Below are 25,821 nucleotides of genomic sequence, written 5' to 3' on the forward strand. Positions count from 1 at the left end.
AAGTCTCCAAAACACTTTAATCCAGATTAAAGGGTAGAATTCTATGGACTATTCCTTTTCCATTACTTCTGGGACATAATAGGTTATTTTTCTAGTCTTGTAAGTATTCTCAGGGCGCACTATTTGTTTAATCCAATTACCTTCTCCTTCTCTATCATATTGATAAACGTACTCTTTCTTCATAACCTCATCGCCATTTTTAGAGGCTTCACCCACTAACATGTCATTGTCATCATAGGTATATATGGTTCTTTTAGTGGGCACAAAAGTCTTCTCTGCGATATTATATTCAAATTCTTGTTGTGCTACCAAAAGTCCTTTTTCGTTAAAAACCTCTTCAAAGGCTTTGTTGGCTTCTCCCTTTAAATATTCCTTTGTTAACACTACCTTTTGAACAGTACCGTTCTTTTTCTTTAACTGAGAGGTCCTAATGGATTTTAGCGGTTCATTATTTATAAGATACGTTACCGTGTATTCCCCTTTATATTTTTTGTATTCTATTAAGGTCTCATCTATACCATCATTATTGGTGCGAATGATTTTAACCATATCTCCCTTTTCATCATAATGATATACGTATTGATCTAAAAACTCCTCTTCATAAGAAACTATTTTTTCGGTAATCTTGACGTTGTTTAAAGTGTCTAGCTTATAGAAGTGGGCAATTGAAGTACTTGGGTCAAAAATATTGTTTCTATAGGACTCCGACCTTTTTTCAATGAGTTCATCATTTTGATATTTATAATACACCACATCATAATCGGCCTCATTATATCTGGTTACCGATTTGGTCAATACCCCCTTTCGGTTAAAGTCGTATTCCTCCTTTCCATAGCTAGTGCTTACCAAACATGTTTTAACACTATCCTTTAAATCGAAATCCTTTAGAGTAAAAATTTTGACCTCTTGGGCATAAAACACCAAAGGCAAACAAATTAAAATAAATAAAAATTGGGGGATGTAATTTTTTACCATGGCATCTAAATTACTTCAAAAACTTCAAAAGATGTACCAAAAATAGAAAGGAGCGGTGAATACCGCCCCTTTTTCGATATTGTTGTTATGTAAATTACTTGACTTCTTCGAAGTCTACCCTTCGGCGGAGCCTGTATTGAGCTCGTTCGAAATGCTCAGGACAGGCTACTTGACTTCTTCGAAGTCTACCCTTCGGCGGAGCCTGTATTGAGCCCGGTCGAAATGCTCAGGACAGGCTACTTGACTTCTTCGAAGTCTACGTCTTCTACGTTATCACCTTCTGGTGCTGCATCAGCAGTTGGCTCTCCTCCTTGTGGAGCACCACCAGCTTGTTGCGCTTCTGCTTGTGCCTTGTACATTTCTTCGGAAGCCACTTTCCATGCTTCGTTTATTTTGTCCAATGCTGGTGCAATTACCGCCAAATCTTTTGATTCATAAGCAGCTTTCAACTCAGTGAGTGCTTCTTCAATTGGCTTTTTCTTATCATCGGAAAGCTTGTCACCAAACTCGGTCAATTGCTTTTCCGTTTGAAAGATCATTCCATCGGCTTCGTTCAGTTTATCAGCAGTCTCCTTTGCCTTCTTATCAGATTCCGCATTAGCCTCAGCTTCAGCCTTCATCTTTTGGATTTCTTCTTCAGTTAAGCCAGATGATGCCTCGATACGGATATCCTGCGTTTTGTTCGTTGCCTTATCCGTGGCCGATACTTTAATGATTCCGTTCGCATCGATATCAAACGTAACCTCAATCTGCGGTGTACCTCTTTGTGCAGGTGGAATACCATCTAAGTGAAAACGACCGATAGTTTTGTTATCCGAAGCCATAGGTCTTTCTCCCTGTAATACGTGAATCTCCACTGAAGGTTGATTATCTGCTGCGGTAGAGAATATCTGAGACTTCTTCGTAGGAATGGTGGTGTTGGCATCTATTAACTTGGTCATAACGCTTCCCATAGTTTCAATACCTAACGATAGTGGTGTAACGTCCAATAAAAGTACATCTTTAACATCACCGGTTAAAACACCACCTTGTATCGCTGCTCCAATGGCAACAACCTCGTCCGGATTAACGCCTTTTGAAGGTTTCTTTCCAAAGAACTTCTCCACAGCTTCTTGCACTGCGGGAATTCTAGTAGAACCACCTACTAAAATAATCTCATCAATATCGCTTTTTGAAAGTCCGGCTGCTTTTAAAGCAGTGGCACATGGCTCAATAGTTCTCTTTACCAAATCAGCGATTAACTGCTCAAATTTAGCTTTTGTCAATGTTCTAACTAAGTGCTTTGGTCCAGAAGCCGTTGCGGTTACATAAGGCAGATTAATTTCTGTCTGTGCAGAAGAAGACAATTCTATTTTTGCTTTCTCCGCTGCCTCGCGCAATCTTTGGAGTGCCATAGGGTCTTCTCTTAAATCCATACCTTCTTCAGATTTGAACTCATCAGCCAACCAATCTATAATCTTTTGGTCAACATCATCCCCTCCTAAATGCGTATCGCCATCCGTAGCCAATACTTCAAATACACCATCACCAAGTTCCAATATGGAAACATCATGCGTACCTCCACCAAAATCAAAAACAACTATTTTTTGATCGGTATCTTTTTTGTCCATACCATATGCCAATGAAGCAGAGGTAGGCTCATTAATTATTCTCTCTACGGTAAGACCTGCAATTTCACCAGCTTCTTTCGTAGCTTGTCTTTGCGCATCGTTGAAGTATGCTGGTACGGTAATAACAGCCCTAGACACATCCTGACCCAAATAATCTTCTGCGGTCTTCTTCATCTTTTGAAGAATCATTGCAGAAAGTTCCTGTGGGGTGTACAAACGACCGTCTATATCTACTCTTGGTGTGTCATTATCGCCCTTTACCACTTTATAGGGCACACGCTTGGCCTCCTTGCTAGATTCCGAAAACTTGTTTCCCATAAAACGTTTTATGGAGTATATGGTATTGTGTGGGTTTGTAACGGCCTGACGCTTTGCAGGATCACCTACCTTAATTTCACCGCCTTCTACAAACGCAATAACGGAAGGAGTTGTTCTTTTTCCCTCTGCGTTAGGTATTACCACTGGCTCGTTCCCCTCCATTACGGAAACACAGGAGTTGGTAGTGCCTAAATCTATTCCTATAATTTTACTCATCTTATATGTTTTAAAATATTAGTGCATTATTTTTTAATCGATTAGTAAATGTCAAACAATATGCCAAGGGAACAAAACTGACAGGATGTCATTTACGGAGTCAGTTTCATACAATACCGCTGATAGGTTTGGTAGGATTGACAAACGTTGTACATTAGCATACAATCTAATACCAATGTTGCAAATAGAATGCATTAGCATATTTGATATGCTTAAAATAGGCGTAGGGCCTTCTAGCTCGCATACCTTAGGTCCATGGAGAGCGGCCGAAAGATGGATAAAAGATTTAGAAAAATCGGGAACCTTAACAGAAGTTGTAGAGGTAAAGGTACAGATGTACGGCTCATTGTCATTAACAGGTAAGGGCCATGCAACAGATTATGCCGTCATTTTAGGGCTTCTAGGAACTGACCCCGAGTACATACCCATTGATAAGGTTCATGAACTCGTCTCAGACGTTACCCTCAATAAAAAACTACATCTCGGCGGAAAATTTGAACTAGATTTTGACCCGAAGGCAGACATTATTTTTAATAGAAAATTTCTGCCTTATCATGCGAATGGTCTACAGTTCGAGGCCAGATTAAAATCGGGTAAAAAGACCTCAAAAAAATATTATTCCATTGGAGGAGGTTTTGTGGTGGTTGAAGAACGTAAAAATGCCAAAAAGAAAGTAGCGGCATTTAATTCCTTTCCCTATCCCGTTCAAAAAGGCGATGAACTATTGCGTTTCTGCGAACAGGAAAAAAAATCTATTTCGGAAATTGTATTGCAAAACGAACGATCGTTAAGGACCGACGCCAAAATTGACGAGGAATTGCTGCGCATATGGAATACGATGCTGGAGTGCATGTATACCGGATGCCATACCGAAGGGAAGTTACCAGGAGGCCTTAACGTAAAACGACGTGCCTTTGAAATGCATAAAAACCTTATCGGAATTGTTCCCTACACTAACCCTAGTGAATGGTTACAGTCCATAAGGCAGACTGAAGTTAAGTTCCGACAAATACTGCAATGGGTAAGCTGTTTCGCCCTTAGCGTCAATGAGGTTAATGCTTCATTGGGGAGAGTGGTCACTGCACCAACAAATGGAAGTGCAGGTGTAATACCAGCTGTTTTAATGTATTACTTGGTGATAGAGAACCATGCGGGTAATTTTGAACACATCAAACAATTTCTTCTGGTCGCTGGAGAGATAGGAAGTATTTTTAAAAAGGGTGCTACAATTTCTGCCGCTATGGGAGGCTGCCAAGCAGAAATAGGAGTATCTTCGGCGATGGCAGCAGGGGCGCTAACAGAGCTACTGGGAGGTTCTCCTGAACAAGTACTAATGGCTGCGGAAATAGCCATGGAACACCATCTAGGGCTAACCTGTGACCCTATTGGCGGGTTGGTTCAAATTCCATGTATAGAACGAAATTCAATGGGTGCGATAAAGGCCATCAATGCTGCTGAACTAGCATTGGGGTCCGACCCAAAAGAGGCAAAAGTACCACTGGACAAAGTTGTACAGACCATGTGGGAGACTGCCAAAGACATGAATTCCAAGTACAAAGAAACTTCAGAGGGCGGCTTGGCCGTTGGTGTATTCCTAAGTGATTGTTAAGCAAGAACAACCTTAGTTTCTATTCTACTGATTTTAGGTAGGCAGTAACGTTTTGTTCAATGCGCTCCTTAATATTTTCTGTATTCGCTTTTACGAATTTTTCTCCTGTAATATTCTCATACAGCTCTATATATCTTTCTGATACCGAAGCAATATATTCGTCTGACATTTCTGGAACGGTCTGACCTTCTAGTCCTTGAAAACCATTAGAAATTAACCATTGCCTTACAAATTCTTTAGACAACTGTTTTTGAGCCTCTCCCCGCTCCTGCCTTTCTTCATAACCATCCGCATAAAAATATCGCGAAGAATCAGGGGTATGAATTTCATCGATCAGAACAATTTTACCCTCCTTGGTCTTTCCAAATTCATATTTTGTATCCACTAGGATCAGTCCTCTATCGGCAGCAAGTTGGGTACCACGTTCAAAAAGGGCATAGGTATACTTTTCTAAAACAGCGTAATCTTCCGCAGAAACGATTTCTTTTTCAACAATGGCCTCTTTGGAGATATCCTCGTCATGATCACCCATTTCGGCTTTGGTGGCAGGGGTGATAATGGGTGTGGGAAATTTATCGTTCTCTTTCATTCCCTCTGGCATCGGAACACCGCACAGCATCCTCTTACCTGCCTTATATTCTCTTGCGGCATGCCCGGACATGTACCCCCTAATAACCATTTCCACCTTAAAAGGTTCGCAACGTGCGCCGACAGCTACGTTAGGGTCTGGTGTGGCAGAAAGCCAATTGGTAACTATATCCGCGGTGAGCGCCATCATTTTTGTTGCTATCTGGTTCAATATTTGTCCCTTAAAAGGAATTCCCTTTGGCATTACCACATCAAAGGCAGAAAGTCTATCCGTTGCGATCATCACCAATACATCGTTGTCCAAGGTGTAGACTTCCCTAACCTTTCCTTTGTAAACATGCTTTTGGTTGGGAAAGTTAAAATTGGTATCGTAAATAGTCTGGGGCATTCTTTTGTTAATTTTGGTGTTCAATATTTCTGTAGGCATCAATTACCTTTTTTACGAGCCTGTGCCGTATTACGTCCTTATCATCAAGATATATAATTTCTATGCCTTCAACATTGGCTAGAACCAAAAGTGCTTCTTTTAATCCGGAAATAGTTCTTCTGGGCAAATCTATCTGTCCAGGGTCACCAGTAATCAAGAACTGGGCATTTTTTCCCATTCTGGTAAGGAACATTTTCATTTGGGCGTGTGTAGTATTTTGGGCTTCATCCAAAATCACAAAGGCATTATCCAAAGTACGTCCTCTCATAAAGGCCATAGGCGCAATCTGAATGGTTCCATTTTCAATAAAATGTGCCAATTTTTCTGCAGGAATCATATCCCTTAACGCATCATATAATGGTTGCATGTAAGGGTCTAGTTTTTCCTGTAAATCCCCTGGCAGGAAACCTAGATTCTCCCCCGCCTCTACGGCAGGCCTGGTAAGGATAATTCTTCTCACTTGCTTTTCCTTAAGGGCCTTTACCGCCAAAGCCACACCTGTATAGGTCTTACCTGTTCCTGCAGGCCCTATAGCAAATACCATGTCATTTTTTTTGGCAGCATCCACCAAACGTCTTTGGTTCGCCGTTTGAGCTTTAATCAGCTTTCCACTTACACCATGCACTAAAGTTTCCCCGCTATTTGCAGAAGATTGATAGTCATTGGAAGTTTCACTGGTTAGGACACGCTCTATACTATTTTCATCTAATTTATTGTATTTAACGAAATGTTCCGTCAACATGTCAAAACGTTTATCAAATTCCTCTAAAAGGCTTTCATCGCCATAGACTTTTATTTTATTTCCCCTAGCTACAATCTTAAGCTTTGGAAAATATTTTTTTAAAAGATCAATGTTCTCATTCTGCTGTCCAAAAAACTCTCTTGGACTAATTTCGGTAAGTTCTAAAACCAGTTCGTTCAAATAGTAGAATTTAATAAGATTAAGCCAAGGTGAAGTTTAATTTCGCTTGGCTCTTTTTTTGTTTAATTTTGTATATCAAATTTAAGCAAATTTTCACTTTGCCCAGTCAAAAACATATCAACATTGCTTCATGGCAATCATTACACTAACTACGGATTTTGGACTTAAAGACCACTTTGTTGGGGTACTAAAAGGTTCTATCTACAGTGCATTGCCAGATGCTAAGATTGTTGATATATCCCACGACATTACCCCTTTTAATATTCATGAATGTGCTTATATTTTGGAGAATTCGTACCATAATTTTCCTAGAGGCACTATTCACATAGTAGGTGTAGATTCTGAGGCTACACCAGAAAACAAACATATAGCGGTGTTGGTAGACGGCCATTATTTTATAAGCGCAAATACCGGGGTAATCGGACTTATAACTTCAGAAATGAAACCGGAAAAAGTTATGGAAATCAATATTCCAGACCCTATTCATGGTTCTTTTCCCGTTATGAGTGTTTTTGTTCAAGTAGCTTGCCATTTAGCCAGGGGAGGAACTTTAGAGGTTATTGGAAAACCTTTCTCCGAACCAAAAAGCCTAAGAGAGTTCGCTCCCCGTATTGTTGATGATGGAAAAAAAATAATTGGGAGTGTTATCTATATTGACAATTACGGCAACGTGGTCACGAATATTCAAAAACATTTATTTGACGCCTACAGGAACGGGCGTTCTTTTGAACTACAGGCCAGAAACTATAAAATAAAAGTAATATTCAACGCCTACAGCGATATCGTTGATTTCTCTCTTGATAAAAGTAAACGAAAAGGTGACGGAGATTTACTGGCATTGTTCAACTCCTCCGGATATATTGAGTTGGCCATCTATAAAAGTAATTTAAATACCGTAGGAGGAGCTTCTACCCTATTGGGCCTAGATTACAGAGATACCATTATTATCGATTTTCTTTGAAATAAGAAACTTAAGAACGCTCTAGTACTTCTATCTTTTTAGAAGGTGGCCGGTACACCCTCCCAAACACAAAACGTTAATAACTAAAGTAATGTTCTAGTGTAAATTCCTTATTTGGTTGATTCTACGGTGCTTTTAGACCAAAGTTAACACCGCCTTACTGTTGATAAGTTTGTTTCCTTTGAACAGGCATTTCAAATATCTTTGTTTTAGACGAAGTGCTGATAATAGTGAATGACATTCTCACAAAGGCACCGCAGTTCTCATAAAAGAAATCAAAGCATAAAGAATGAAATTCATAGTCTCTAGCACATATTTATTAAAACAACTTCAGGTTTTAGGTGGGGTTATCAATAACAGCAATACCTTGCCGATTTTGGATAATTTTCTTTTTGATTTAAACAAGGATAAATTAACCGTTTCCGCATCGGACTTAGAAACTACAATGAGTTCCGTACTCAATGTAGATTCTGATAATGAGGGAACTATTGCGGTACCGGCACGTTTACTTTTGGAAACTTTGAAAACCTTTCCGGAGCAGCCGTTGACTTTCGTTGTCTCTGATAACAATACGGTTGAAATCAGCTCTAATCATGGTAAATATGCATTGGCCTATGCAGATGGTGCGGAATTCCCTAAGGCGGTTGAGCTTTCAAACCCAAGTTCCACGTCCCTTTTAGGTGACATTTTAGCCACGGCGATAAATAAAACCATATTCGCTGCGGGTAATGATGACCTTAGACCCGTTATGAGTGGAGTGTTTTTTCAATTTTCACCCGAAAGCCTAACATTTGTAGCTACAGATGCACATAAATTGGTAAAATACCAACGAGCGGATGTAACGGCCTCTCAAGTAGCTGAGTTCATAATGCCTAAAAAACCACTTACACTGCTTAAAGGTATTTTGGCGGGGAGTGAATCAGAAGTAGTTATCGAATATAACGATAGTAATGCCAAGTTTACCTTTGATGAAACAGAATTGATTTGTAGATTAATTGATGGCAAATACCCTAATTATGAGGCTGTAATACCAAAAGAAAACCCTAACAAATTAACCATTGCCAGAAATCAGTTTTTAAGTTCCGTTAGAAGGGTCTCTATCTTTTCCAATAAAACCACACATCAAATAAGACTCAAAATAGCAGGCGCGGAACTAAATATTTCTGCAGAGGATATTGATTATTCCAACAAAGCGGAGGAGCGTTTAACTTGTAGTTATCAAGGTGATGATATGCAAATAGGATTTAACTCTAGATTCCTTACCGAAATGTTGAATAATTTAGGCTCTGACGAGGTTTCTCTAGAGATGAGCTTGCCAAACAGAGCAGGCATACTTACTCCTATAGATGGCCTGGACGAAGGTGAAAACGTAACAATGTTAGTAATGCCAGTTATGTTAAATAGTTAGTGATAATCAGATTTTTAAATAAGTAAAAGGGGAGCTAAATAGCTCCCCTTTTCAATGTCATTATTTTAAGATATGAACTTTATCGTCCCAAAATAACTTGGACCTTCTCCGTTACCTGCTTTTACAGCATTAACAATAGGCATTATGAGAGATAAAACACCTGCGAATATCAGTAGTACGATTCCTAAACCAAATAAGAGAGCTGGAATACCTATGATTACGTAGAGAATTAGACTCAATTGAAAATTAATTATTGCTTTGCCGTGTTCGTCCATACCAACTACCGAGTCCTTCATGGTAAGCCAAAGTACCAATGGCACAATAAGTCCTCCAAATCCGGTGATGAAATCTAGATATTGGGTTAAATGGGCAACGACCAAAAGGTTTCGGTCTTCCCGTAACGCGATGTTGTGATTAATTACTTCCATTTTCTGATTGATTTTAAGATGAATAACTACAAATGTGACGTAGCAATCAGATAAATGTTACACTTTTTCCTAAGAATTAATATTAAACCTTCTTCAGAAGCTTTTCTAACTTTAATTTATTCTTGGCGATTTTGGCATTCAGTTTCAAGACCTTACTGTTTATTTTATCTATGTCCACAGGTGCCAATTTACCTTTGGCCTTGCCCTTTTCTAATTTGGATTGTAATTTCTGAACTTGATTCTCATCCTTGGCTATTCCTTTCTTATAGGAGGCTATAGTCTTCAAGAGTTTTTCTCTTTTATCCTTTTGCTTCTTCTTCTTTTTAAGTTTTTTATCTTCCTTTTTGGCTTTTTCAACCTTACGTTTAACAGCCTTCATCTCCTCCTCTTCTTGGATTTTTACTTGCTCTGAAGTTTCCGTGGACTCGTTTATTTGTCCGTAAGAACCAGAAACTATGACCCCGAATAAAAGTAGGAATAAAGCGTACCTGAACTTTTGCATGCAGTTATAGAATTTAAAATTATTATACTAATGTAGATAATTATCATTAACCATAGATGAACCGAAAATTATTTTCAATCGCTACAGGCTACCTTATTAATTATTTACTTTTACATCATGATTCAAGATGATACCATTATAGCACTGGCAACTCCTTCGGGAGCCGGCGCAATTGCCGTAATAAGAATATCCGGGGGCCATGCTATCGATATAGTCTCAAAACACTTTAAATCTGTTATCAATAAGAAACTAATAGAACAAAAAAGTCACACCATTCACTTGGGACATATTATTGATGGTAAGAAATTTTTAGATCAGGTTTTGGTCTCTATTTTCAAAAACCCACATTCGTACACCGGAGAAGATGTGGTTGAAATCTCATGTCATGGCTCAGTCTATATTCAACAGCAAATTATTCAGCTTTTTTTGAGAAACGGTTGTCGCATGGCGGCGGCTGGCGAATTTACCATGAGGGCTTTCCTCAATGGTAAGATGGATTTGAGTCAGGCCGAAGCCGTTGCGGATTTAATTGCTAGCGATAGCGAAGCAGCGCATCAAATTGCCATGCAGCAGATGCGGGGAGGATTTAGTAACGAGATTAAGAACCTAAGGCAAGAACTATTGAACTTTGCCTCTCTCATTGAGCTAGAATTGGATTTTTCCCAAGAGGATGTTGAATTCGCCGATAGAACGCAATTTAATATTCTTCTAGATAAGATAACCCAAGTACTAAAGGGGTTAATAGACTCATTTGCCCTTGGAAATGTCATCAAAAATGGTATTCCCATTGCCATAGTAGGTGAGCCCAATGTGGGGAAGTCTACCCTCCTCAACGCCATTTTGAACGAAGAGAGAGCTATTGTAAGCGATATTCCAGGAACTACAAGAGATACTGTTGAGGACCAGATAGCTATCGGTGGAGTAAATTTCAGGTTCATTGATACCGCAGGCATAAGAAATACAGAGGATAAAATAGAACAAATAGGTATTGCTAGAGCTTACGAAAAAATTGAACAGGCACAGCTAGTCATCTATCTTTTTGAGGCCTCTGAAGACAAAGCAGCGGAGATTGAGGCTTTACGGAATAAATATCCAGACAAAAACATTCTGCTTATAGCCAATAAAATAGATACCGTAAAAAAGGATAGAGCTAGAGAGTTAAAAAACTCATTTAAGGACCTCGTACTATTATCCGCCAAAGACGGTAAGGGCATCGAGGAATTGAAAGAAAAATTATTGACACTTTCCAATACTGGCCAAATGGGCAAGAATGATACTATTGTGACCAATAACAGGCATTATGATGCCTTATTAAAAGCCCTAGAAGCGATACACAAGGTTAAAGAGGGCATGGATATGGAGTTATCAAGTGACCTTATGGCGATTGATATTAGGGAAGCTCTTTTTCACCTCGGTGAAATCACTGGAAGCGTTTCTACGGATGATTTACTTGGAAACATCTTTTCTAATTTCTGCATAGGAAAATAATACCACTTCAAAAAAGCTTGTTGTATATTTAACTTTCCAAATTTTATACATGTTCAGTTTTTTTTCAAAAAAAAAGTACTTAGTCGATTATTTAGAGGGATTTGTTGATATACATAATCACATCTTACCAGGTATTGATGATGGCGCCAAAAATGTTGAAGAGTCGATAGCCCTATTAAAAGCGTTCGCTGAATTTGGGGTGAGAGATTTTATATGCACCCCTCATATTATGGAGAATTATTACCCCAATACTCCAAAGACCATAAATAAATCTTTAGCCGTTTTAGAGAATGGCTTAAAAATGAGTAATTTAAACGGGTTTAATATTCGTGTGGCCGCCGAACACATGATCGATTCAAATTTCGAGTCTATTTTAGAAGAAAAAAAAACAATGCCCTTGGCGAACAACTATCTTCTAATTGAAATGTCGTATTTACAACCGTCACTTAATCTATTAGATTCTGTAGAAAAAATAGCGCTCAAGAAATATTATCCTATTCTAGCCCACCCCGAACGATATGTCTTTTTGCACGAAAAAAAGAGCACTTATTCTATCTACCGAAAAAAAGGATTATTGATGCAATTAAATTTACTATCATTATCAGAATATTATGGAAAAAATGTACAAAAAGCAGCCTTTGAATTACTTCAGTCTGGTCATATAGATTTCCTAGCCACAGATATACATAATAAAAGACAGTTGAAAGCTCTAAATGAAATTAAGCTAAATACCAAGGTGTTGAATCAAATTGTGCCTATTATTGAAAAAACTACTTTTAATTTTCGTTAGGCGTTACTAAAATTTCCACCATGGTTTCTTGATTGTTTCGCTATATCCATAACCATATTTGCCACCATAACCCAAATTGTCAATACTCACATCATTTACGACAAAGGAAACATTCTTTATTTTACCTTCATTTTTCAATTGTATTGGAAAATGAACAGCGTTTGTTTCCGTAACGCCTGCTCTTGTCACATATATCATATGATCTGCATACTGACTAATTAATAGCGTATCACTCACTACCATTAATGGGGCCGTATCAACTATGACATAATCATAATCTTGAGAAACTTCGGTGAGTAATTCATCGACTCTTGGGCTCATTAATAACTCAGCCGGGTTTGGTGGTATTTTTCCTGAATAAATTACATCAATCGTGTTATGATGCACCAACATAGGGTTTATAATGTCCTTACACTTAATAGCACTATTAAATAGATAGTCAGTAAGACCAGCATCTTTATTCCGCTCCGATCTTTTCATTTTATCTACAGAGTCAGAAATAAAAAAGGTATAAAATTTTGGATTTCTAATATCGGCACCTATCAAAAGAACTTTTTTATTGGTACTTGCTAAAATCATTGCGAGATTGGTAGAAATAAAAGTTTTGCCCTCTCCAGAAACACTTGACGTAATGAAAATTTTATTACCCTTCTTAACAGATGGTCCGCTTTTAGTGTTTATTAGATAATCCAGATTAGTACGTAGTATTCTCAAGGCTTCCGCCAGAACCGATCGATCGTCTTTAACAATAAGTTTCTTGTCCTTTTTTCCCAACCTTGGTAGCTCGCCAAGAACTGGTATATCTTTAGAAATTTTTTCAAGACTATGTTTATTGTGAATTTTAGTGTCCAATATATCTTTCGCGTAGATAATAGAAAAAGGAACTATAAGCCCCAAAATTAAGGCGGCTAAATAAGTAATGGCCTTTTTTGGTTTGACAGGATTCGGACTTGCCAAATAGGCTTTATCAATAATATTTGACCTTGGCGCAGCGGAAGCAAACGCAATCTGTGATTCTTCACGTTTTTGTAACAAATAAAGATATAAGGATTCTGTAGTTTCTTGCTTTCTAGTAATATCACGTAACTCCTTTTGGTTTTGGGGAGCAGAATATATCGTTCCTTGAATACGTCCTAACTGATTTTGAAGAGTGCTCACACTCATACCCACGTTAGTCTCTAACGCATTTAAACTGGATGCCATGGTACTTTTTAATCCATTTAGCTGTTGGTCTAAACTTACAATAATGGGGTTTTGCTCATCAGCGCTTTGCAGTAGCCGTTTTCGTTCCGCTACCAGTTGATTGTATTGTGCCGTAGCAGAAGATAGTGCTCCACTCCCTACATCAACCACTGGTATTTCTTCATAACCGACCTCACCGTTAATATAATCCTTAAGACCGTTCACCATTTGGAGTTGATTTCTTGCATTGTCCAAACTTTGTCTGCTGGCAGCACTCACTTGTACCGCAGCCCCAACTTCAAGTCCGCTGCCCGTCATCCCTTTTTCGGTTAACATTTCTTGTGCATCTTTATCCACATCACTCAGTGTTCCAGAAATCATTTTTATACGATTGTCGATAAAATCTGATGTAGTATTTGCAATACTTCTTTTATTTTCCACCGCATTGCGATTGTATATATCTATTAACTTATTTATGACATCTTTAGCTTTTCGGGGCACCTTGCTAGTCATTGAAATGTCTATTATGTTCGAAAACTCTTCGTTTACTAGGATACTTACGCTAGTTTTATAAGCAACGGCCAAACGCTCTACGGGAACAATACTTATCTTATATCGTTTACCCACCTGTGATTTAGGGTTATCAACATTTGGAGTGATTACGATATTTCCTATTGAAGAAGGTACCGCATCACCAAAAGTATATTCCCCATCAGGAATATCTATAGATTCGGAAAAACCATACTTAGTTGCTGATATGTACTCGATAAAGAAACTATGATTTGTTTTGCTTATAACGGAATCATTTGCCATAAAACTAAGCTTAACCGGAGGTGATCCGTAAACTTCTGAATCTATTACATTACCTAAGGCAGTAAAACTAATGTTAATCTTCAATTCTTTGACCATATCAATAAAATTGGCCCGCGATCCCAGAATTTGAATTTCGTCAGCTACTTCTTTAGACCCCCCCGAGAAAACATCCAACTCTTTAAACAAACTCAATTCATTTGTCGAATTTTGATCTTGTACGATTTGAATCTGAGAAGTAACCAAATACTCAGGTATAGTATATCTTATTTTTATAAATGCTATAACTAATGCAACAATTGCTGCCATCGCAAACCATTTCCAATGCTTGGAATAGACTTGAATAATACTTTTCAAATCATTTTTATTTTCTATAAAACTCATGCAACTTTAGGTTTAAGATATATATTGAAGTAGAATCTTAATTTCTAGATAGTATAATTACTGTAGAAGTAATAATTAAAGATGCTATAGAAATTGCGATACCAGCTCTGTTATCTAATGATGAGGCCGTTATTCCAGATTTATTTGGTTCTACATAAATCACATCATTTTGTGTTAGATAATATACTGGGGAATTTAAGGTTTCCTTTTTTGTTAAATCAACTCGCTGTGATACTTTCGTGCCATTAAAATCACGGATAACGAGAATATTCTCCCGCTTTCCCTTAATGTTTAAATCACCCGCGAGACCTAAAGCCTCTAAAATGGTAATCTGCTCGCCATTCACAATGTAGGTTCCGGGTCGGTTTACCTCACCTAGGATGGTCACGGAAAAATTTCGAAGTCTAATATTAATGATAGGGTCTTTTAAATACACTTTAAGTTTTTCCTTCAAAAGTTCTTTTGTTTCGTTTGGCGTTAGTCCTAGAATATTTACAGGACCTAGAACAGGAAAATCGATGTTTCCGTCTTTGTTGACTATATAATCAATCAATTGTTGTTGCCCAAAACCTTGACCCTGACCCAAAGGTGGACTCACTAAGTTAAAAGGAATACTTGCCTCTGCATCCAACGTAGAAACGTTGATACTTAATACATCATCTACCTTGAATTTATAAGCATAGGAATTATCGCTTACTATAGTCTCATAATTCTGAGTATCCTGAAAATAAACTACCTCTTTGCGAGAGGCGCAAGAAAAAATTAAAAAGCAAAGTATGCAAATAATAAAAAATTTCCCGTGGGAATCAAGTTTTTTTGACATATTACAAATAGTTAGTGATTATTTAAATTAAGGTTGTACTATTTTTAATTTTTTATTTGGACCCGATATTTTCTTTTTGTAGTCCAATTCACAAAAATCGGAATTTTTAGACACAAATTCAGGAACAATTTTCTTCATTAATTCTACTGTATTTCCATTAAAGAACATATTGGTAATACATAATTCATCAATTTTTGAACGGGTCTTTGCAAAATCTTGATCTCTAACCTTACTAATTTTAATTTTTTTATGATAAGTTGGTAAGGTGTTTTCTCCATTTGCTAGCAATTCCTCATATAATTTTTCACCAGGACGTAAACCCGTTATCTTGATATCGATATCCTCGGGATAACGCAATCCAGATAAACGAATCATATTTTTTGCCAAATCATATATTTTAACCGATTCCCCCATATCAAATATAAAAATTTCTCCTCCTTCACCCATGGCTCCCGCTTCCAGAACTAATTGCGATGCTTCAGGTATCGTCATAAAGTATCGTGTAATATCTTTATGGGTTAGGGTAAGCGGACCACCTTTCTCAATTTGTTTTCTGAACAAAGGAATGACAGATCCGTTAGAACCAAGAACATTACCGAAACGTGTAGTAATGAACTTCGTTTTTCTCTCTTTTTGCATACAACTAATGTACATTTCAGCAATACGTTTACTCGCTCCCATGACATTCGTTGGATTGACCGCTTTATCGGTCGATACAAAAACGAATTTCTCTACTCCGTGCACTATGGACAGGTCCGCAACGGCTTTTGTACCCCCAATATTAATTTTTATTGCCTCATAAGAATTGTACTCCATTAAAGGTACATGTTTATACGCAGCAGCGTGAAAAACGATATCTGGCTTATATTCTTCAAAAATAAGGTTCAATCTATTCTTGTCACGGATATCACCAACTATAGGAATGAAATTATGGAAACCGTTTTGTTTAAGCTCCTGTTGTAAATCATAAAGTGCAGATTCTGCTTGATCTATAACAATTAAAGATTTATAGGAGTAGGTACATATTTGGCGTACGATTTCACTACCAATAGAACCCGCACCTCCAGTCACCATAACACACTTGTCCATTAATTCCAAAGCTATCTTACTGTTCTTTATTTGTATTGGTGCCCTATCCAATAAATCTTCGATTTGTACCTCCTTGATCTGAGCAGCATTTAGTTTGCCATTAATCCAATTCTCTATAGGTGGGACTATTTTGACGGTTACCGGAAACTCTACCAGGCCTTCAACTGTATTTCTTAATTTTTTCGCATCTATATTTTGAATTGAAAAGATAACCTCCTTAATATTATTCTTTGATAAAAATTTTGCATTCAAAATAGCTTTGGTGTATACAGGAACACCATTGATACGCTTACCTACCTTTTTTTGATCCCTATCTATAAAGCCTATCACCTTAACATTTCCCTTCGAATGATTGGTCAGAGCTCCATAGGTTAAAATACCCGAATCACCAGCTCCGTATATCAAAACGTTTTTTGAAGTCATTAAATCACCGCTTATTTGATTATAAAGCGATTTAAAAACGTATCTAGAAGAAGTAAGGGAAATAAAACTTATTAAGCTATTTACTATTATAATAGAAATTGGAATGGTAAACTGTGGGAGAAGGTCAAATTGCCTGTTAGAGATAACCACAAATATTACCATAATACTAGATAAGCAGATGGCGTTGAAGATATTATAAACATCACGTACACCTGTATGTCGCACTACACCTTTGTAAGAACCTACGAACAAAAATGAAACCAATGCTATACCAACTACAAGGGGTAGCTGTAGAACCAAATTACTGACGTCAAAATCGAAAGTTAGGTTAAATCGTATAAGGTAGGATAGAATAAAAGAAAAAGCAACTGTAATGAGATCAATGCACAAAACTAGCCATTTAGAGGCATAGCGCTGTGCATTATCGGTTACAAATTTCTGTATCATGATAAGGTTGTTTTTATGATATTAACAATGAGTTCCAAGTCGGCTTCGACTAAGTTAGAACCACTTGGCAAACAAAGACCACGATTGAACAAATCTAATGAAGTTCCATCTAAAAAATTCAATTCCTGCTCAAAAATAGGCTGCAGGTGCAAAGGTTTCCATAGAGGTCTAGATTCAATATCCTTTTTTTGCAGAGCTAACCGAATCTTTTCCCGATGTTCAAAAGAAGGCGTAAGTAAGCAACTGAGCCATCGATTAGAACGGTAACCCTCGGGTTCAGCTAAGAATTCCAATGATTCCATATTTCCTAAGTGGCCCACATAATACTCATAGTTTTTTCTTCGGGCAGCCACTCTATCCTTAAGTACTTCCATTTGTCCGCGACCTATTCCTGCTAATACATTACTCATGCGATAGTTGTAGCCAATATGAGAATGTTGATAATGTGGAGCTTCATCCCTTGCCTGTGTCGCAAGAAAAATGGCTTTTTCCGTGTAGGTCTTATTTTTGGATAGCAAAGCTCCGCCTCCTGAGGTCGTAATAATTTTGTTTCCATTAAAAGATAGTACGCCAATTGTACCAAAGGTTCCACAAGAAAGCCCATTACAAGAGCTTCCTAGTGCTTCCGCGCTGTCTTCCAAAACAGGAATATCATATTCGTCTGCAATTTGTTGTATGGCGTCCACATTATAGGGCATACCATATAAATGCACAGCTAATATGGCTTTAGGTTTCTTAAAATTGGATATTCTATGCTCTATGGCTTCTCGTAGTAGCATCGGAGACATATTCCAAGTACTACGTTCGCTATCTATAAAAACAGGTTTTGCCCCCAAATAAGTAATAGGGTTTGCGGATGCAGAAAATGTAAAGCTCTGGCACAATACCTCATCGCCATGCGAAACACCAAGAATTTGTAATCCAAGATGGATAGCGGCAGTTCCGGAACTTAGCGCGGCTGCATGTACGCCACTACCGAGCTCTTCACGTATGGAAGACTCAAAGGCATTAACATGTGGTCCTAAAGGAGCTATCCAATTTGTAGCAAAAGCCTCAGATACATATTTTTCTTCGTTCCCACCCATATGCGGAGAGGAAAGCCATATTTTTGTAGGAATGTTCACTGTTTTCAAAACTTAAAAAATTAGGTTGGGGTTAACTGAGTACGAAATTAAGTATAGTTTCAAATAAAGAAGTATTTTCTTATGCAATTTCGTTTAATCTTCGATAATCATCGGTTAATGGAAGACTTTTGTAATTCAAACAATAAAACCATACCGTACCATACAACCTTATAGATATGTGGTTTGACTAAAATATATTTTTATTTAGCCCATTATTATGTAATCTTTGCAGATGGTATTGAAGCCTGGAAGCTTCAAAGAATGAAACAAAATAAATAGTCTAATTCGACAAATCCCGTTTCATTCAGGGCCTTAGAAACTATTAAAGTATACAGTAAAGATGGTTTTAAGAATTCATATTTCAAATTAAATAGATTAAGAGATCAACATGCAGAAAATAACTAACATCTGTTGTATCGGAGCAGGTTATGTAGGTGGGCCCACGATGTCCGTCATCGCCAATAAATGTCCACATATTCAAGTAACGGTGGTAGACATCAATCAAGACCGTATTGATCAGTGGAATACCGAAGATTTAGATCAATTACCTATCTATGAACCGGGACTCAAAGAAATTGTTGCGGAAAGCCGAGGAAAAAACCTATTTTTTTCTAACGAAGTAGACCGCGCCATAGACGAGGCACAAATGATTTTTATATCGGTGAATACCCCTACCAAAACCTACGGAAAAGGAAAAGGACAGGCCGCCGACCTCAAATTCGTAGAACTTTGTGCCCGTAATATCGCCAAGGTATCCAAAACCGATAAGATAGTGGTCGAAAAGTCCACGCTCCCCGTACGCACGGCCCAAGCCATTCAGAATATTTTGGACAATACGGGCGATGGGGTACATTTTGAAATTCTTTCGAATCCGGAGTTTTTGGCCGAAGGTACCGCTATAGATGACCTTATCCATGCGGACCGCGTCCTAATTGGCGGGAATGAAACGCCCACGGGACAAGACGCCAAGGATGCCTTGAGTGCCATTTATGAAAACTGGCTACCGAAGGAACGTATTTTACAAACTAACATTTGGTCCTCTGAACTTTCCAAGCTCGTAGCCAATGCCTTTTTGGCGCAGCGGGTATCCTCTATCAATTCTATTTCGGCCCTTTGCGAAAAGACCGATGCCAACATTCAGGAAATTTCAAGGGCCATTGGTTTCGATAGTCGTATCGGACCCAAATTCCTGAATGCCTCCGTTGGTTTTGGGGGTTCCTGTTTTCAGAAGGATATATTGAACCTCGTCTACATTGCCCGTAGTTTTGGCCTGCAAGAAGTGGCCGATTATTGGGAACAGGTCATCATCATGAACGATTACCAAAAAAGTCGCTTTGTAGAGCACATCATCAGTACCTTGTACAACACCATTTCCGGCAAAAAAATAGTCATCTATGGTTGGGCCTTTAAAAAAGATACCAATGACACTAGGGAGTCTGCCGCGATTCATGTAGCCAATGCCCTTATGGAGGAACATGCGGAGGTCATCGTATATGACCCTAAAGTAACCGAAAGCCGCATATACCAAGACCTAGATTATTTGAATACGAGGAGTCCAGAAGAAAACCGACGCCTGCTTACCGTGGCCAAGGACCCTATTGCTATCACGACCGATGCCCATGCCATTGCCATTTTAACGGAGTGGGATGAGTTTAAGGGCTATGATTGGGAGAAAATCTACTCCCAAATGCTAAAACCTGCCTTTGTCTTTGATGGCCGACGGATATTAAAAACGGACGAAATGAAAGCCATCGGCTTTAACTACTACAAAATAGGGCAATCATGAAAACTTTAGTAACCGGAGCAGCAGGATTTATTGGTTTTTTCGTAGCCAAAGTGCTACTTGGCAAAGGCCATACAGTGGTAGGTCTGGATAACATCAACGATTATTATGATGTAAACTTAAAATATGCCCGGCTTCAAGAACTGGGAATTGCCAAATCGGATGCCCAAACAGCTGGGGTGTTGTCAAGTAGCACCCATCCCGCTTTTTCCTTTGTCCGTATGGGCTTGGAAGACCGGGAGGCATTGCCCAAATTGTTCAAGGACCAGGGTTTTGATGTCGTCTGCAATCTTGCAGCACAGGCAGGAGTGCGCTACAGCTTGGAAAACCCAGAAGCCTATATTGATAGTAATGTGGTGGGTTTTTTGAACATACTGGAATGTTGTCGCCACCACAATATAAAACACCTGGTCTATGCCAGTAGCTCTAGTGTCTACGGCCTCAATGAAAAAATTCCCTTTGAAACTACCGACTCGGTAGACCATCCGGTAAGTCTGTATGCGGCCACTAAAAAAAGCAATGAATTAATGGCACATTCCTACAGTCATTTATACGGCTTTAAGACCACAGGATTGCGCTTCTTTACCGTGTACGGCCCCTGGGGACGACCCGATATGGCCATGTTCCTCTTTACCGATGCCATTATCAAGGGCAAGCCCATTAAAGTATTCAACCAAGGAAAACTGGAAAGGGACTTTACTTATATAGACGATATTACTGAAGGCGTCGTACGGATTTTAGAAACATCCATAGACGACACAATAGATAAAACTGCGCTTTACAAAGTCTACAATATAGGTAATAGCAAGTCCGTAAAGTTAATGGACTTCATAGCGGCCATTGAAGACAGCTTGGAAACCACAGCAACAAAAGATATGATGGCCATGCAGCCTGGCGATGTAGAAAAGACCTGGGCCAATGTAGACGACCTTATTGCCGATTATGGATATAGGCCCAATACACCAATAAAAGAGGGTGTACAACGTTTCGTAGACTGGTATACCGATTTTTATAACGTGCAAGTGATTCCTTAGGTAAAAACAACTACTGTTCTTTACCAACTATCACCAACTTAAATTAGTAAGAGCTAAATTATTAATATTTTTTTGTACTGTAGGGTTCTTGTTATTTATCATTGGATAAATAGTAACTTTTTTTAATTCATCGGATATACCGTTACCTTCATATACATTGTTCGTAATTTTACAGTTAATTATACATCTTTGCGACCCAAAATAATTTTAGAATGAAAACATATAATCTATCGCCTGACCTCCACATTTTAGTTACTGGGGGCGCGGGATTTATAGGCTCCAATCTCTGTGAAGCACTATTGGAGAATGGAAACAAAGTAACCTGCTTGGATAATTTCGCCACAGGAAAACGGGAAAACTTAACTGCTTTTGCCAACGATGCAAAGTTTACCTTACTAGAAGGGGACATACGAAACCTAGCCGACTGCCAGAAAGCCTGTGAAGGTGTAGACTATATTTTACACCAAGCTGCCTTGGGCTCGGTACCACGTTCCATTAACGACCCAATAACCAGTAATGACGTAAATGTATCCGGATTTCTAAATATGTTGGTGGCCGCTAGGGATGCCAAGGTAAAGCGTATGGTCTATGCCGCTAGTTCCTCCACCTACGGGGATTCTACTTCCATGCCCAAGGTAGAAGAAGTTATCGGTAAACCATTATCCCCGTATGCCATTACCAAATATGTAAACGAACTGTATGCCAATGTTTTCGCCAAAACATACGGGATCGAAACCATCGGTCTGCGCTATTTTAACGTATTTGGCCGTAAACAAGACCCCAATGGAGCTTACGCTGCCGTTATTCCAAAATTTGTAATGCAGTTAATGGCACACGAATCCCCCGTCGTAAACGGGGACGGTAGTTTTTCTCGCGATTTTACCTATATAGACAATGTGATACAAATGAACGTTCGTGCCATGACCACGACGAATCCAGAAACGGTAAATACGGTATACAATACGGCTTACGGGGAACGAACGGACTTAAAGGAATTAGTAGCACTCCTTAAAGAATACCTGAGTTCCTACGACTCAAAAATAGCGGGAATCGAAACGATTTACGGACCACAACGCGCAGGTGATGTTCCACATTCCCTAGCCTCCATAGACAAAGCAAAAAAAATGTTAGGCTATGACCCTAAATTTGACATTAAAAGGGGATTGAAGGAAGCTGTAGATTGGTATTGGAAAAATCTTAGGGAGTGAACAGTAAAAAATTAAATGTAATAATTGATCTTGTGCAGTAGAAACCTAATATAACAAAAATTGTCAGTTCGAGTGAAACCCTGAAAGTGGTTTTGTATCGAGAACCTTCACTACCAAAAAGCTTCTCGATACAATTTTTACTCCAAAAAAGGTCGCAAAACCCACTCGAAGCGACACTTGTGAGAAAGACTGGCCTTTTTGATTTTTTGAATGAGACTAAATTAAAGAATCGGTTGGCTATAAAAAGAAACAGCAGTAGTTTATAATTAAAAATTAATGGGTTTGACAAAAAATTTAAAATATAGAGTACCAAACACCTAACAACAACGTTAACAATAATATTAGTAAAAACAGCGAAACATAAAAAGTGATAAGCGCATAGCATAACAACCATGAACAACATAAAAATTGCCATTATCGGATTAGGATATGTAGGATTGCCTTTGGCACGACTCTTCGCTACCAAATATCCCGTAGTCGGATTTGACATCTATACGCCTCGGGTACAAGAATTAATGTCGGGCCACGATAGCACATTGGAAGTGGATGATGCAACCCTACAAGGTGTATTACAGCAAACGAACAACATGGAAACGGGCTTGTTCTGCTCGGACCAACTGTCGGATATTGCGAACTGTACCTATTATATCGTTACCGTTCCCACACCGGTAGACAGCACCAACCGTCCCATCCTTACCCCTTTGTACAAGGCCAGTGAAACCGTGGCACAGGTCTTGAAAAAAGGCGATACCGTCATTTACGAATCTACGGTATACCCTGGGGTTACCGAGGATGAATGTATTCCTGTATTGGAAAAAATAAGTGGTCTCAAGTTTAATGTAGATTTCTTTGCAGGCTACTCTCCGGAACGTATCAACCCGGGCGATAAGGAACATACCGTAGAAAAAATATTAAAGGTGACCAGTGGCTCCACCCCCGAGGTGGGCAAACAGGTGGATGCCCTATATGCTTCTGTCATCAGTGCCGGCACCCATTTGGCCCCAAGTATAAAAGTGGCCGAAGCGGCAAAAGTAATCGAAAATTCGCAACGGGATATCAACATCGCCTTTGTGAACGAATTGGCAAAAATCTTCAATCTGATGGGTATTGACACCCATCAAGTATTGGAAGCGGCAGGTACCAAATGGAACTTTTTACCCTTTAAACCAGGCTTGGTGGGCGGTCATTGTATTGGGGTAGACCCCTATTACTTGGCGCAGAAAGCACAAGAGTTTGGCTACCACCCCGAGATTATTTTGGCCGGGCGTCGCATGAACGACACTATGGGAAAATATGTCGCCTCCGAAGTGGTAAAACTCATGGTACAGAAAGATATCAAAATTAAAGGCAGTAACATTCTGGTCTTAGGAATTACCTTCAAAGAAAATTGCCCGGACGTACGAAACACCAAGGCTGTAGATGTCATCAACAATTTAGCAAGTTACGGTTCAAATGTAACCATTTACGACCCTTGGGCCAGCCCAAAGGAAGTAATACACGAATACAAGTTAGAGGTTACGAACACCTTGCCGGAACAAAAATTCGATGCCATTGTACTCACCGTTGCACATAAAGAATTTTTAGCGTTGTCCTTACAAAATATGTTGGCGGATACGGGCGTTATCTATGATGTAAAAGGGATTCTTACGGAAGAGGTAGACGGTAGACTATAGTGACCACCTTAAACTTGAGCTAAAAGTTAAACACCAATCCATTAAAGGACAAAATAAGTCACCTTACGAATATTATCAACTCAAAATTCAAACTTTTGGTGACTCGGTAAGGATTTTCCCAGAAGATTCCATTACATGAGGTGCCGAGCTATTGGTATGAGGATACGAAACATGAAAAAGTCCGTTTTAAATTTTCTCCCTTAAACGATTTAAAAACAAAAAATAGAAGTCAGTAGTTAGTTACTTATTAATTTGGATTGGTATATAATCTCACTATTGACCATTTTGGTTATTAAATTATTGAATATTGTTTCTTTATTTTGTGACCTATTTATTCTGAAAGTGAACTCATTAAAATACCTGTTCGGATTAGCTTCACTTACCCGGGAATAGGTTGTCCTTATCCAAGATTTAACCTGATGTATCATTGTATGTAGCACCTTAAAATCCATACCCCTTATTGCTCTCGATTTGGGTAATGTCGTAAACTTTTGAAATTGGCCTATAACCTCTCCATTTGTCGGTTGTTACCTTAGCGTCTCGACTTATATGATTAATGAACATGTACTGTAGGGATTCTGCTGAAAAGTCATCTGTTTTCATCGCATACATTCTCTTTACCTTACCATCTTTTGTGAGTTGAATTGCTGTAACCGCTTTCTTTTTCTTACTGTCATGGCTTCTACCTGTTTTGCCTTCATCCTTGCCGCCCAAGACAAATTCGTCAACGTGAACATCACCATCCATAGGATGATTTTGGCTCGATACCATAGCTTCCCTGACCTTAAGCATAAAAAGTCTTGCCGTCTTTTCAGTTACGCCATAGCGTACAGCCATGTAACTTGCTGATAAACTCTTTGTAGTTGTCGCCATTTCAAAGCATATAAAGAATGCTTTGCGCACGCCAAATTTTACTTTGTGGAAAAGCGTATTGGCAGTAGCCGACTCTATGTGGCGGCAGATGTTACATTGCCTTGAAAAATCTTTGCGTTTTTGGTAGGCATTATGGTTACAACGCGTGCATTTATAGTCCGTTTTTGATTTGATAGATACCAAATATGCTTTGCAATCTTCATCTGTTTTAAAGTGTTCAGCAAACTCTAGAAGATTTTGTCCCTTGAATATGTCCATAATTTGATATATTTACTAACACTTAACATACGTATTTAAATTCTGACCTCTAAACAAAAATATTACTAAGTAAAAAATAAAGGTCGTTTTTTAACTCGAAGTCTTAAAACCTTACAACAAACAGTAATGATTTTAATTTAATATAGTACTCTATCCAAATAAAGACCAGATAAGGTCAATAAAGATATTTTTATGAATTTATCGATGTCCTAAAACGGGTAAGGCTACAAGTCGTTATCGTGAGATTGGTTTTAAAACCCTAAAATCTTCTTTCAAAACTAATAAAGTATTTTCTAAGTTCAAGTCATAAGTGCAACATGCATATTTAAAATACTTGGGGCTAGCCCCAAGTATTTTAGGTTCAATATTTATATTGATCTTGCATGAAACATTACAAACAATTGACCCTATCTCAAAGGTATCAAATTCAGAGTCTTTTACAAGTCGGATTTACTCAAACCCAAATCG

General features: G+C 38.5%; 19 protein-coding genes and 1 pseudogene. 9 read left to right on the plus strand and 11 right to left on the minus strand.

Annotation, left to right across the window (positions count from 1 at the left end; genetic code table 11):
• Positions 1–48: 48 nt before the first annotated feature.
• Positions 49–975, minus strand: coding sequence for a hypothetical protein (locus tag BFP77_RS14855; RefSeq protein WP_099574829.1), 927 nt, complete (start codon positions 973–975; stop codon positions 49–51).
• Between the two features lie 236 nt (positions 976–1,211).
• Positions 1,212–3,119: a molecular chaperone DnaK gene (gene dnaK, locus BFP77_RS14860; RefSeq protein ID WP_099574830.1), complete on the minus strand. Its 1,908-nt coding sequence runs from the start codon at positions 3,117–3,119 to the stop codon at positions 1,212–1,214.
• Positions 3,120–3,303: 184 nt separating this feature from the next.
• Between dnaK and BFP77_RS14865 the strand changes: the two genes are divergently transcribed.
• Entirely contained in the window at positions 3,304–4,728 is a 1,425-nt protein-coding gene (locus BFP77_RS14865) for an L-serine ammonia-lyase (RefSeq protein ID WP_099574856.1), read from the plus strand.
• A gap of 19 nt (positions 4,729–4,747) precedes the next feature.
• Here BFP77_RS14865 and BFP77_RS14870 read toward each other — a convergent pair whose 3' ends face one another.
• Together BFP77_RS14870 and BFP77_RS14875 are read right to left on the minus strand one after the other, a co-directional pair.
• Positions 4,748–5,704 carry a phosphoribosylaminoimidazolesuccinocarboxamide synthase gene (locus tag BFP77_RS14870; protein ID WP_099574857.1) on the minus strand — a complete coding sequence of 319 codons (957 nt, stop codon included), beginning with the start codon at positions 5,702–5,704 and terminating at the stop codon, positions 4,748–4,750.
• A gap of 7 nt (positions 5,705–5,711) precedes the next feature.
• Positions 5,712–6,665, minus strand: a complete 954-nt coding sequence (locus tag BFP77_RS14875; RefSeq protein WP_099574831.1) for a PhoH family protein — start codon at positions 6,663–6,665, stop codon at positions 5,712–5,714.
• A 130-nt stretch (positions 6,666–6,795) separates the two neighbouring features.
• Between BFP77_RS14875 and BFP77_RS14880 the strand changes: the two genes are divergently transcribed.
• Both BFP77_RS14880 and dnaN read left to right on the plus strand, forming a co-directional pair.
• Entirely contained in the window at positions 6,796–7,626 is an 831-nt protein-coding gene (locus BFP77_RS14880) for an SAM hydrolase/SAM-dependent halogenase family protein (protein WP_099574832.1), read from the plus strand.
• 289 nt (positions 7,627–7,915) lie between these two features.
• Entirely contained in the window at positions 7,916–9,034 is a 1,119-nt protein-coding gene (gene dnaN, locus BFP77_RS14885) for a DNA polymerase III subunit beta (protein ID WP_099574833.1), read from the plus strand.
• Positions 9,035–9,099: 65 nt separating this feature from the next.
• Here dnaN and BFP77_RS14890 read toward each other — a convergent pair whose 3' ends face one another.
• Together BFP77_RS14890 and BFP77_RS14895 are read right to left on the minus strand one after the other, a co-directional pair.
• Positions 9,100–9,462: a DUF4870 domain-containing protein gene (locus tag BFP77_RS14890; protein ID WP_099574834.1), complete on the minus strand. Its 363-nt coding sequence runs from the start codon at positions 9,460–9,462 to the stop codon at positions 9,100–9,102.
• 82 nt (positions 9,463–9,544) lie between these two features.
• A complete protein-coding gene (locus BFP77_RS14895; protein ID WP_099574835.1) occupies positions 9,545–9,964 on the minus strand; it encodes a hypothetical protein in 420 nt (139 codons plus the stop codon).
• A 117-nt stretch (positions 9,965–10,081) separates the two neighbouring features.
• Here BFP77_RS14895 and mnmE point away from each other — a divergent pair, with 117 nt between their 5' ends.
• Both mnmE and BFP77_RS14905 read left to right on the plus strand, forming a co-directional pair.
• Complete coding sequence (gene mnmE / locus BFP77_RS14900; protein ID WP_099574836.1) at positions 10,082–11,452, plus strand: tRNA uridine-5-carboxymethylaminomethyl(34) synthesis GTPase MnmE; 1,371 nt, start codon at positions 10,082–10,084, stop codon at positions 11,450–11,452.
• 49 nt (positions 11,453–11,501) lie between these two features.
• On the plus strand, positions 11,502–12,242 hold the full coding sequence (locus BFP77_RS14905; RefSeq protein ID WP_099574837.1) for a tyrosine-protein phosphatase: 741 nt from the start codon (positions 11,502–11,504) through the stop codon (positions 12,240–12,242).
• A 6-nt stretch (positions 12,243–12,248) separates the two neighbouring features.
• On the opposite strand, the gene BFP77_RS14910 is transcribed toward BFP77_RS14905, so the two are convergent.
• The 4 genes from BFP77_RS14910 to BFP77_RS14925 are packed head-to-tail and all read right to left on the minus strand — an operon-like array spanning position 12,249 to position 18,485.
• Positions 12,249–14,618: a GumC family protein gene (locus BFP77_RS14910; RefSeq protein ID WP_099574838.1), complete on the minus strand. Its 2,370-nt coding sequence runs from the start codon at positions 14,616–14,618 to the stop codon at positions 12,249–12,251.
• A gap of 37 nt (positions 14,619–14,655) precedes the next feature.
• A complete protein-coding gene (locus BFP77_RS14915) occupies positions 14,656–15,441 on the minus strand; it encodes a polysaccharide biosynthesis/export family protein (RefSeq protein ID WP_099574839.1) in 786 nt (261 codons plus the stop codon).
• A gap of 27 nt (positions 15,442–15,468) precedes the next feature.
• Positions 15,469–17,400, minus strand: a complete 1,932-nt coding sequence (locus tag BFP77_RS14920; RefSeq protein WP_099574840.1) for a polysaccharide biosynthesis protein — start codon at positions 17,398–17,400, stop codon at positions 15,469–15,471.
• Positions 17,397–18,485, minus strand: a complete 1,089-nt coding sequence (locus BFP77_RS14925; RefSeq protein WP_099574858.1) for a DegT/DnrJ/EryC1/StrS family aminotransferase — start codon at positions 18,483–18,485, stop codon at positions 17,397–17,399. Before BFP77_RS14925 ends, BFP77_RS14920 begins: the two co-directional genes overlap by 4 nt.
• 427 nt (positions 18,486–18,912) lie before the next feature.
• Here BFP77_RS14925 and BFP77_RS14930 point away from each other — a divergent pair, with 427 nt between their 5' ends.
• The 4 genes from BFP77_RS14930 (at position 18,913) to BFP77_RS14945 (ending at position 24,222) form a co-directional block, all read left to right on the plus strand.
• Positions 18,913–20,310 carry a nucleotide sugar dehydrogenase gene (locus BFP77_RS14930; RefSeq protein ID WP_099574841.1) on the plus strand — a complete coding sequence of 466 codons (1,398 nt, stop codon included), beginning with the start codon at positions 18,913–18,915 and terminating at the stop codon, positions 20,308–20,310.
• Positions 20,307–21,341 carry an NAD-dependent epimerase gene (locus BFP77_RS14935; RefSeq protein ID WP_099574842.1) on the plus strand — a complete coding sequence of 345 codons (1,035 nt, stop codon included), beginning with the start codon at positions 20,307–20,309 and terminating at the stop codon, positions 21,339–21,341. The genes BFP77_RS14930 and BFP77_RS14935 overlap by 4 nt, the downstream gene beginning before the upstream one ends.
• A 212-nt stretch (positions 21,342–21,553) precedes the next feature.
• Positions 21,554–22,549, plus strand: coding sequence for an SDR family oxidoreductase (locus tag BFP77_RS14940; protein WP_099574843.1), 996 nt, complete (start codon positions 21,554–21,556; stop codon positions 22,547–22,549).
• A gap of 392 nt (positions 22,550–22,941) precedes the next feature.
• Positions 22,942–24,222, plus strand: coding sequence for a nucleotide sugar dehydrogenase (locus BFP77_RS14945; protein ID WP_099574844.1), 1,281 nt, complete (start codon positions 22,942–22,944; stop codon positions 24,220–24,222).
• A gap of 236 nt (positions 24,223–24,458) precedes the next feature.
• On the opposite strand, the pseudogene BFP77_RS14950 reads toward BFP77_RS14945, so the two are convergent.
• Positions 24,459–25,353 (minus strand): annotated as a pseudogene (locus tag BFP77_RS14950) (IS1595 family transposase).
• Positions 25,354–25,821: the final 468 nt, after the last annotated feature.

The sequence above is a fragment of the Maribacter sp. 4U21 genome, assembly GCF_002742365.1.
Taxonomy (GTDB): Bacteria; Bacteroidota; Bacteroidia; order Flavobacteriales; family Flavobacteriaceae; genus Maribacter.

What these genes read in the sequence shown, in the direction of transcription:
- BFP77_RS14930 (WP_099574841.1), top strand. Translation starts at nt 18,913, where the DNA reads ATGCAGAAAATAACTAACATCTGTTGTATCGGAGCAGGTTATGTAGGT.
- BFP77_RS14870 (WP_099574857.1), bottom strand. Translation starts at nt 5,704, where the DNA reads ATGCCCCAGACTATTTACGATACCAATTTTAACTTTCCCAACCAAAAG.
- BFP77_RS14880 (WP_099574832.1), top strand. Translation starts at nt 6,796, where the DNA reads ATGGCAATCATTACACTAACTACGGATTTTGGACTTAAAGACCACTTT.
- BFP77_RS14925 (WP_099574858.1), bottom strand. Translation starts at nt 18,485, where the DNA reads ATGGGTGGGAACGAAGAAAAATATGTATCTGAGGCTTTTGCTACAAAT.
- BFP77_RS14905 (WP_099574837.1), top strand. Translation starts at nt 11,502, where the DNA reads ATGTTCAGTTTTTTTTCAAAAAAAAAGTACTTAGTCGATTATTTAGAG.
- BFP77_RS14855 (WP_099574829.1), bottom strand. Translation starts at nt 975, where the DNA reads ATGGTAAAAAATTACATCCCCCAATTTTTATTTATTTTAATTTGTTTG.
- dnaK (WP_099574830.1), bottom strand. Translation starts at nt 3,119, where the DNA reads ATGAGTAAAATTATAGGAATAGATTTAGGCACTACCAACTCCTGTGTT.
- BFP77_RS14910 (WP_099574838.1), bottom strand. Translation starts at nt 14,618, where the DNA reads ATGAGTTTTATAGAAAATAAAAATGATTTGAAAAGTATTATTCAAGTC.
- BFP77_RS14895 (WP_099574835.1), bottom strand. Translation starts at nt 9,964, where the DNA reads ATGCAAAAGTTCAGGTACGCTTTATTCCTACTTTTATTCGGGGTCATA.
- BFP77_RS14915 (WP_099574839.1), bottom strand. Translation starts at nt 15,441, where the DNA reads ATGTCAAAAAAACTTGATTCCCACGGGAAATTTTTTATTATTTGCATA.
- mnmE (WP_099574836.1), top strand. Translation starts at nt 10,082, where the DNA reads ATGATTCAAGATGATACCATTATAGCACTGGCAACTCCTTCGGGAGCC.
- BFP77_RS14890 (WP_099574834.1), bottom strand. Translation starts at nt 9,462, where the DNA reads ATGGAAGTAATTAATCACAACATCGCGTTACGGGAAGACCGAAACCTT.
- dnaN (WP_099574833.1), top strand. Translation starts at nt 7,916, where the DNA reads ATGAAATTCATAGTCTCTAGCACATATTTATTAAAACAACTTCAGGTT.
- BFP77_RS14945 (WP_099574844.1), top strand. Translation starts at nt 22,942, where the DNA reads ATGAACAACATAAAAATTGCCATTATCGGATTAGGATATGTAGGATTG.
- BFP77_RS14935 (WP_099574842.1), top strand. Translation starts at nt 20,307, where the DNA reads ATGAAAACTTTAGTAACCGGAGCAGCAGGATTTATTGGTTTTTTCGTA.
- BFP77_RS14920 (WP_099574840.1), bottom strand. Translation starts at nt 17,400, where the DNA reads ATGATACAGAAATTTGTAACCGATAATGCACAGCGCTATGCCTCTAAA.
- BFP77_RS14940 (WP_099574843.1), top strand. Translation starts at nt 21,554, where the DNA reads ATGAAAACATATAATCTATCGCCTGACCTCCACATTTTAGTTACTGGG.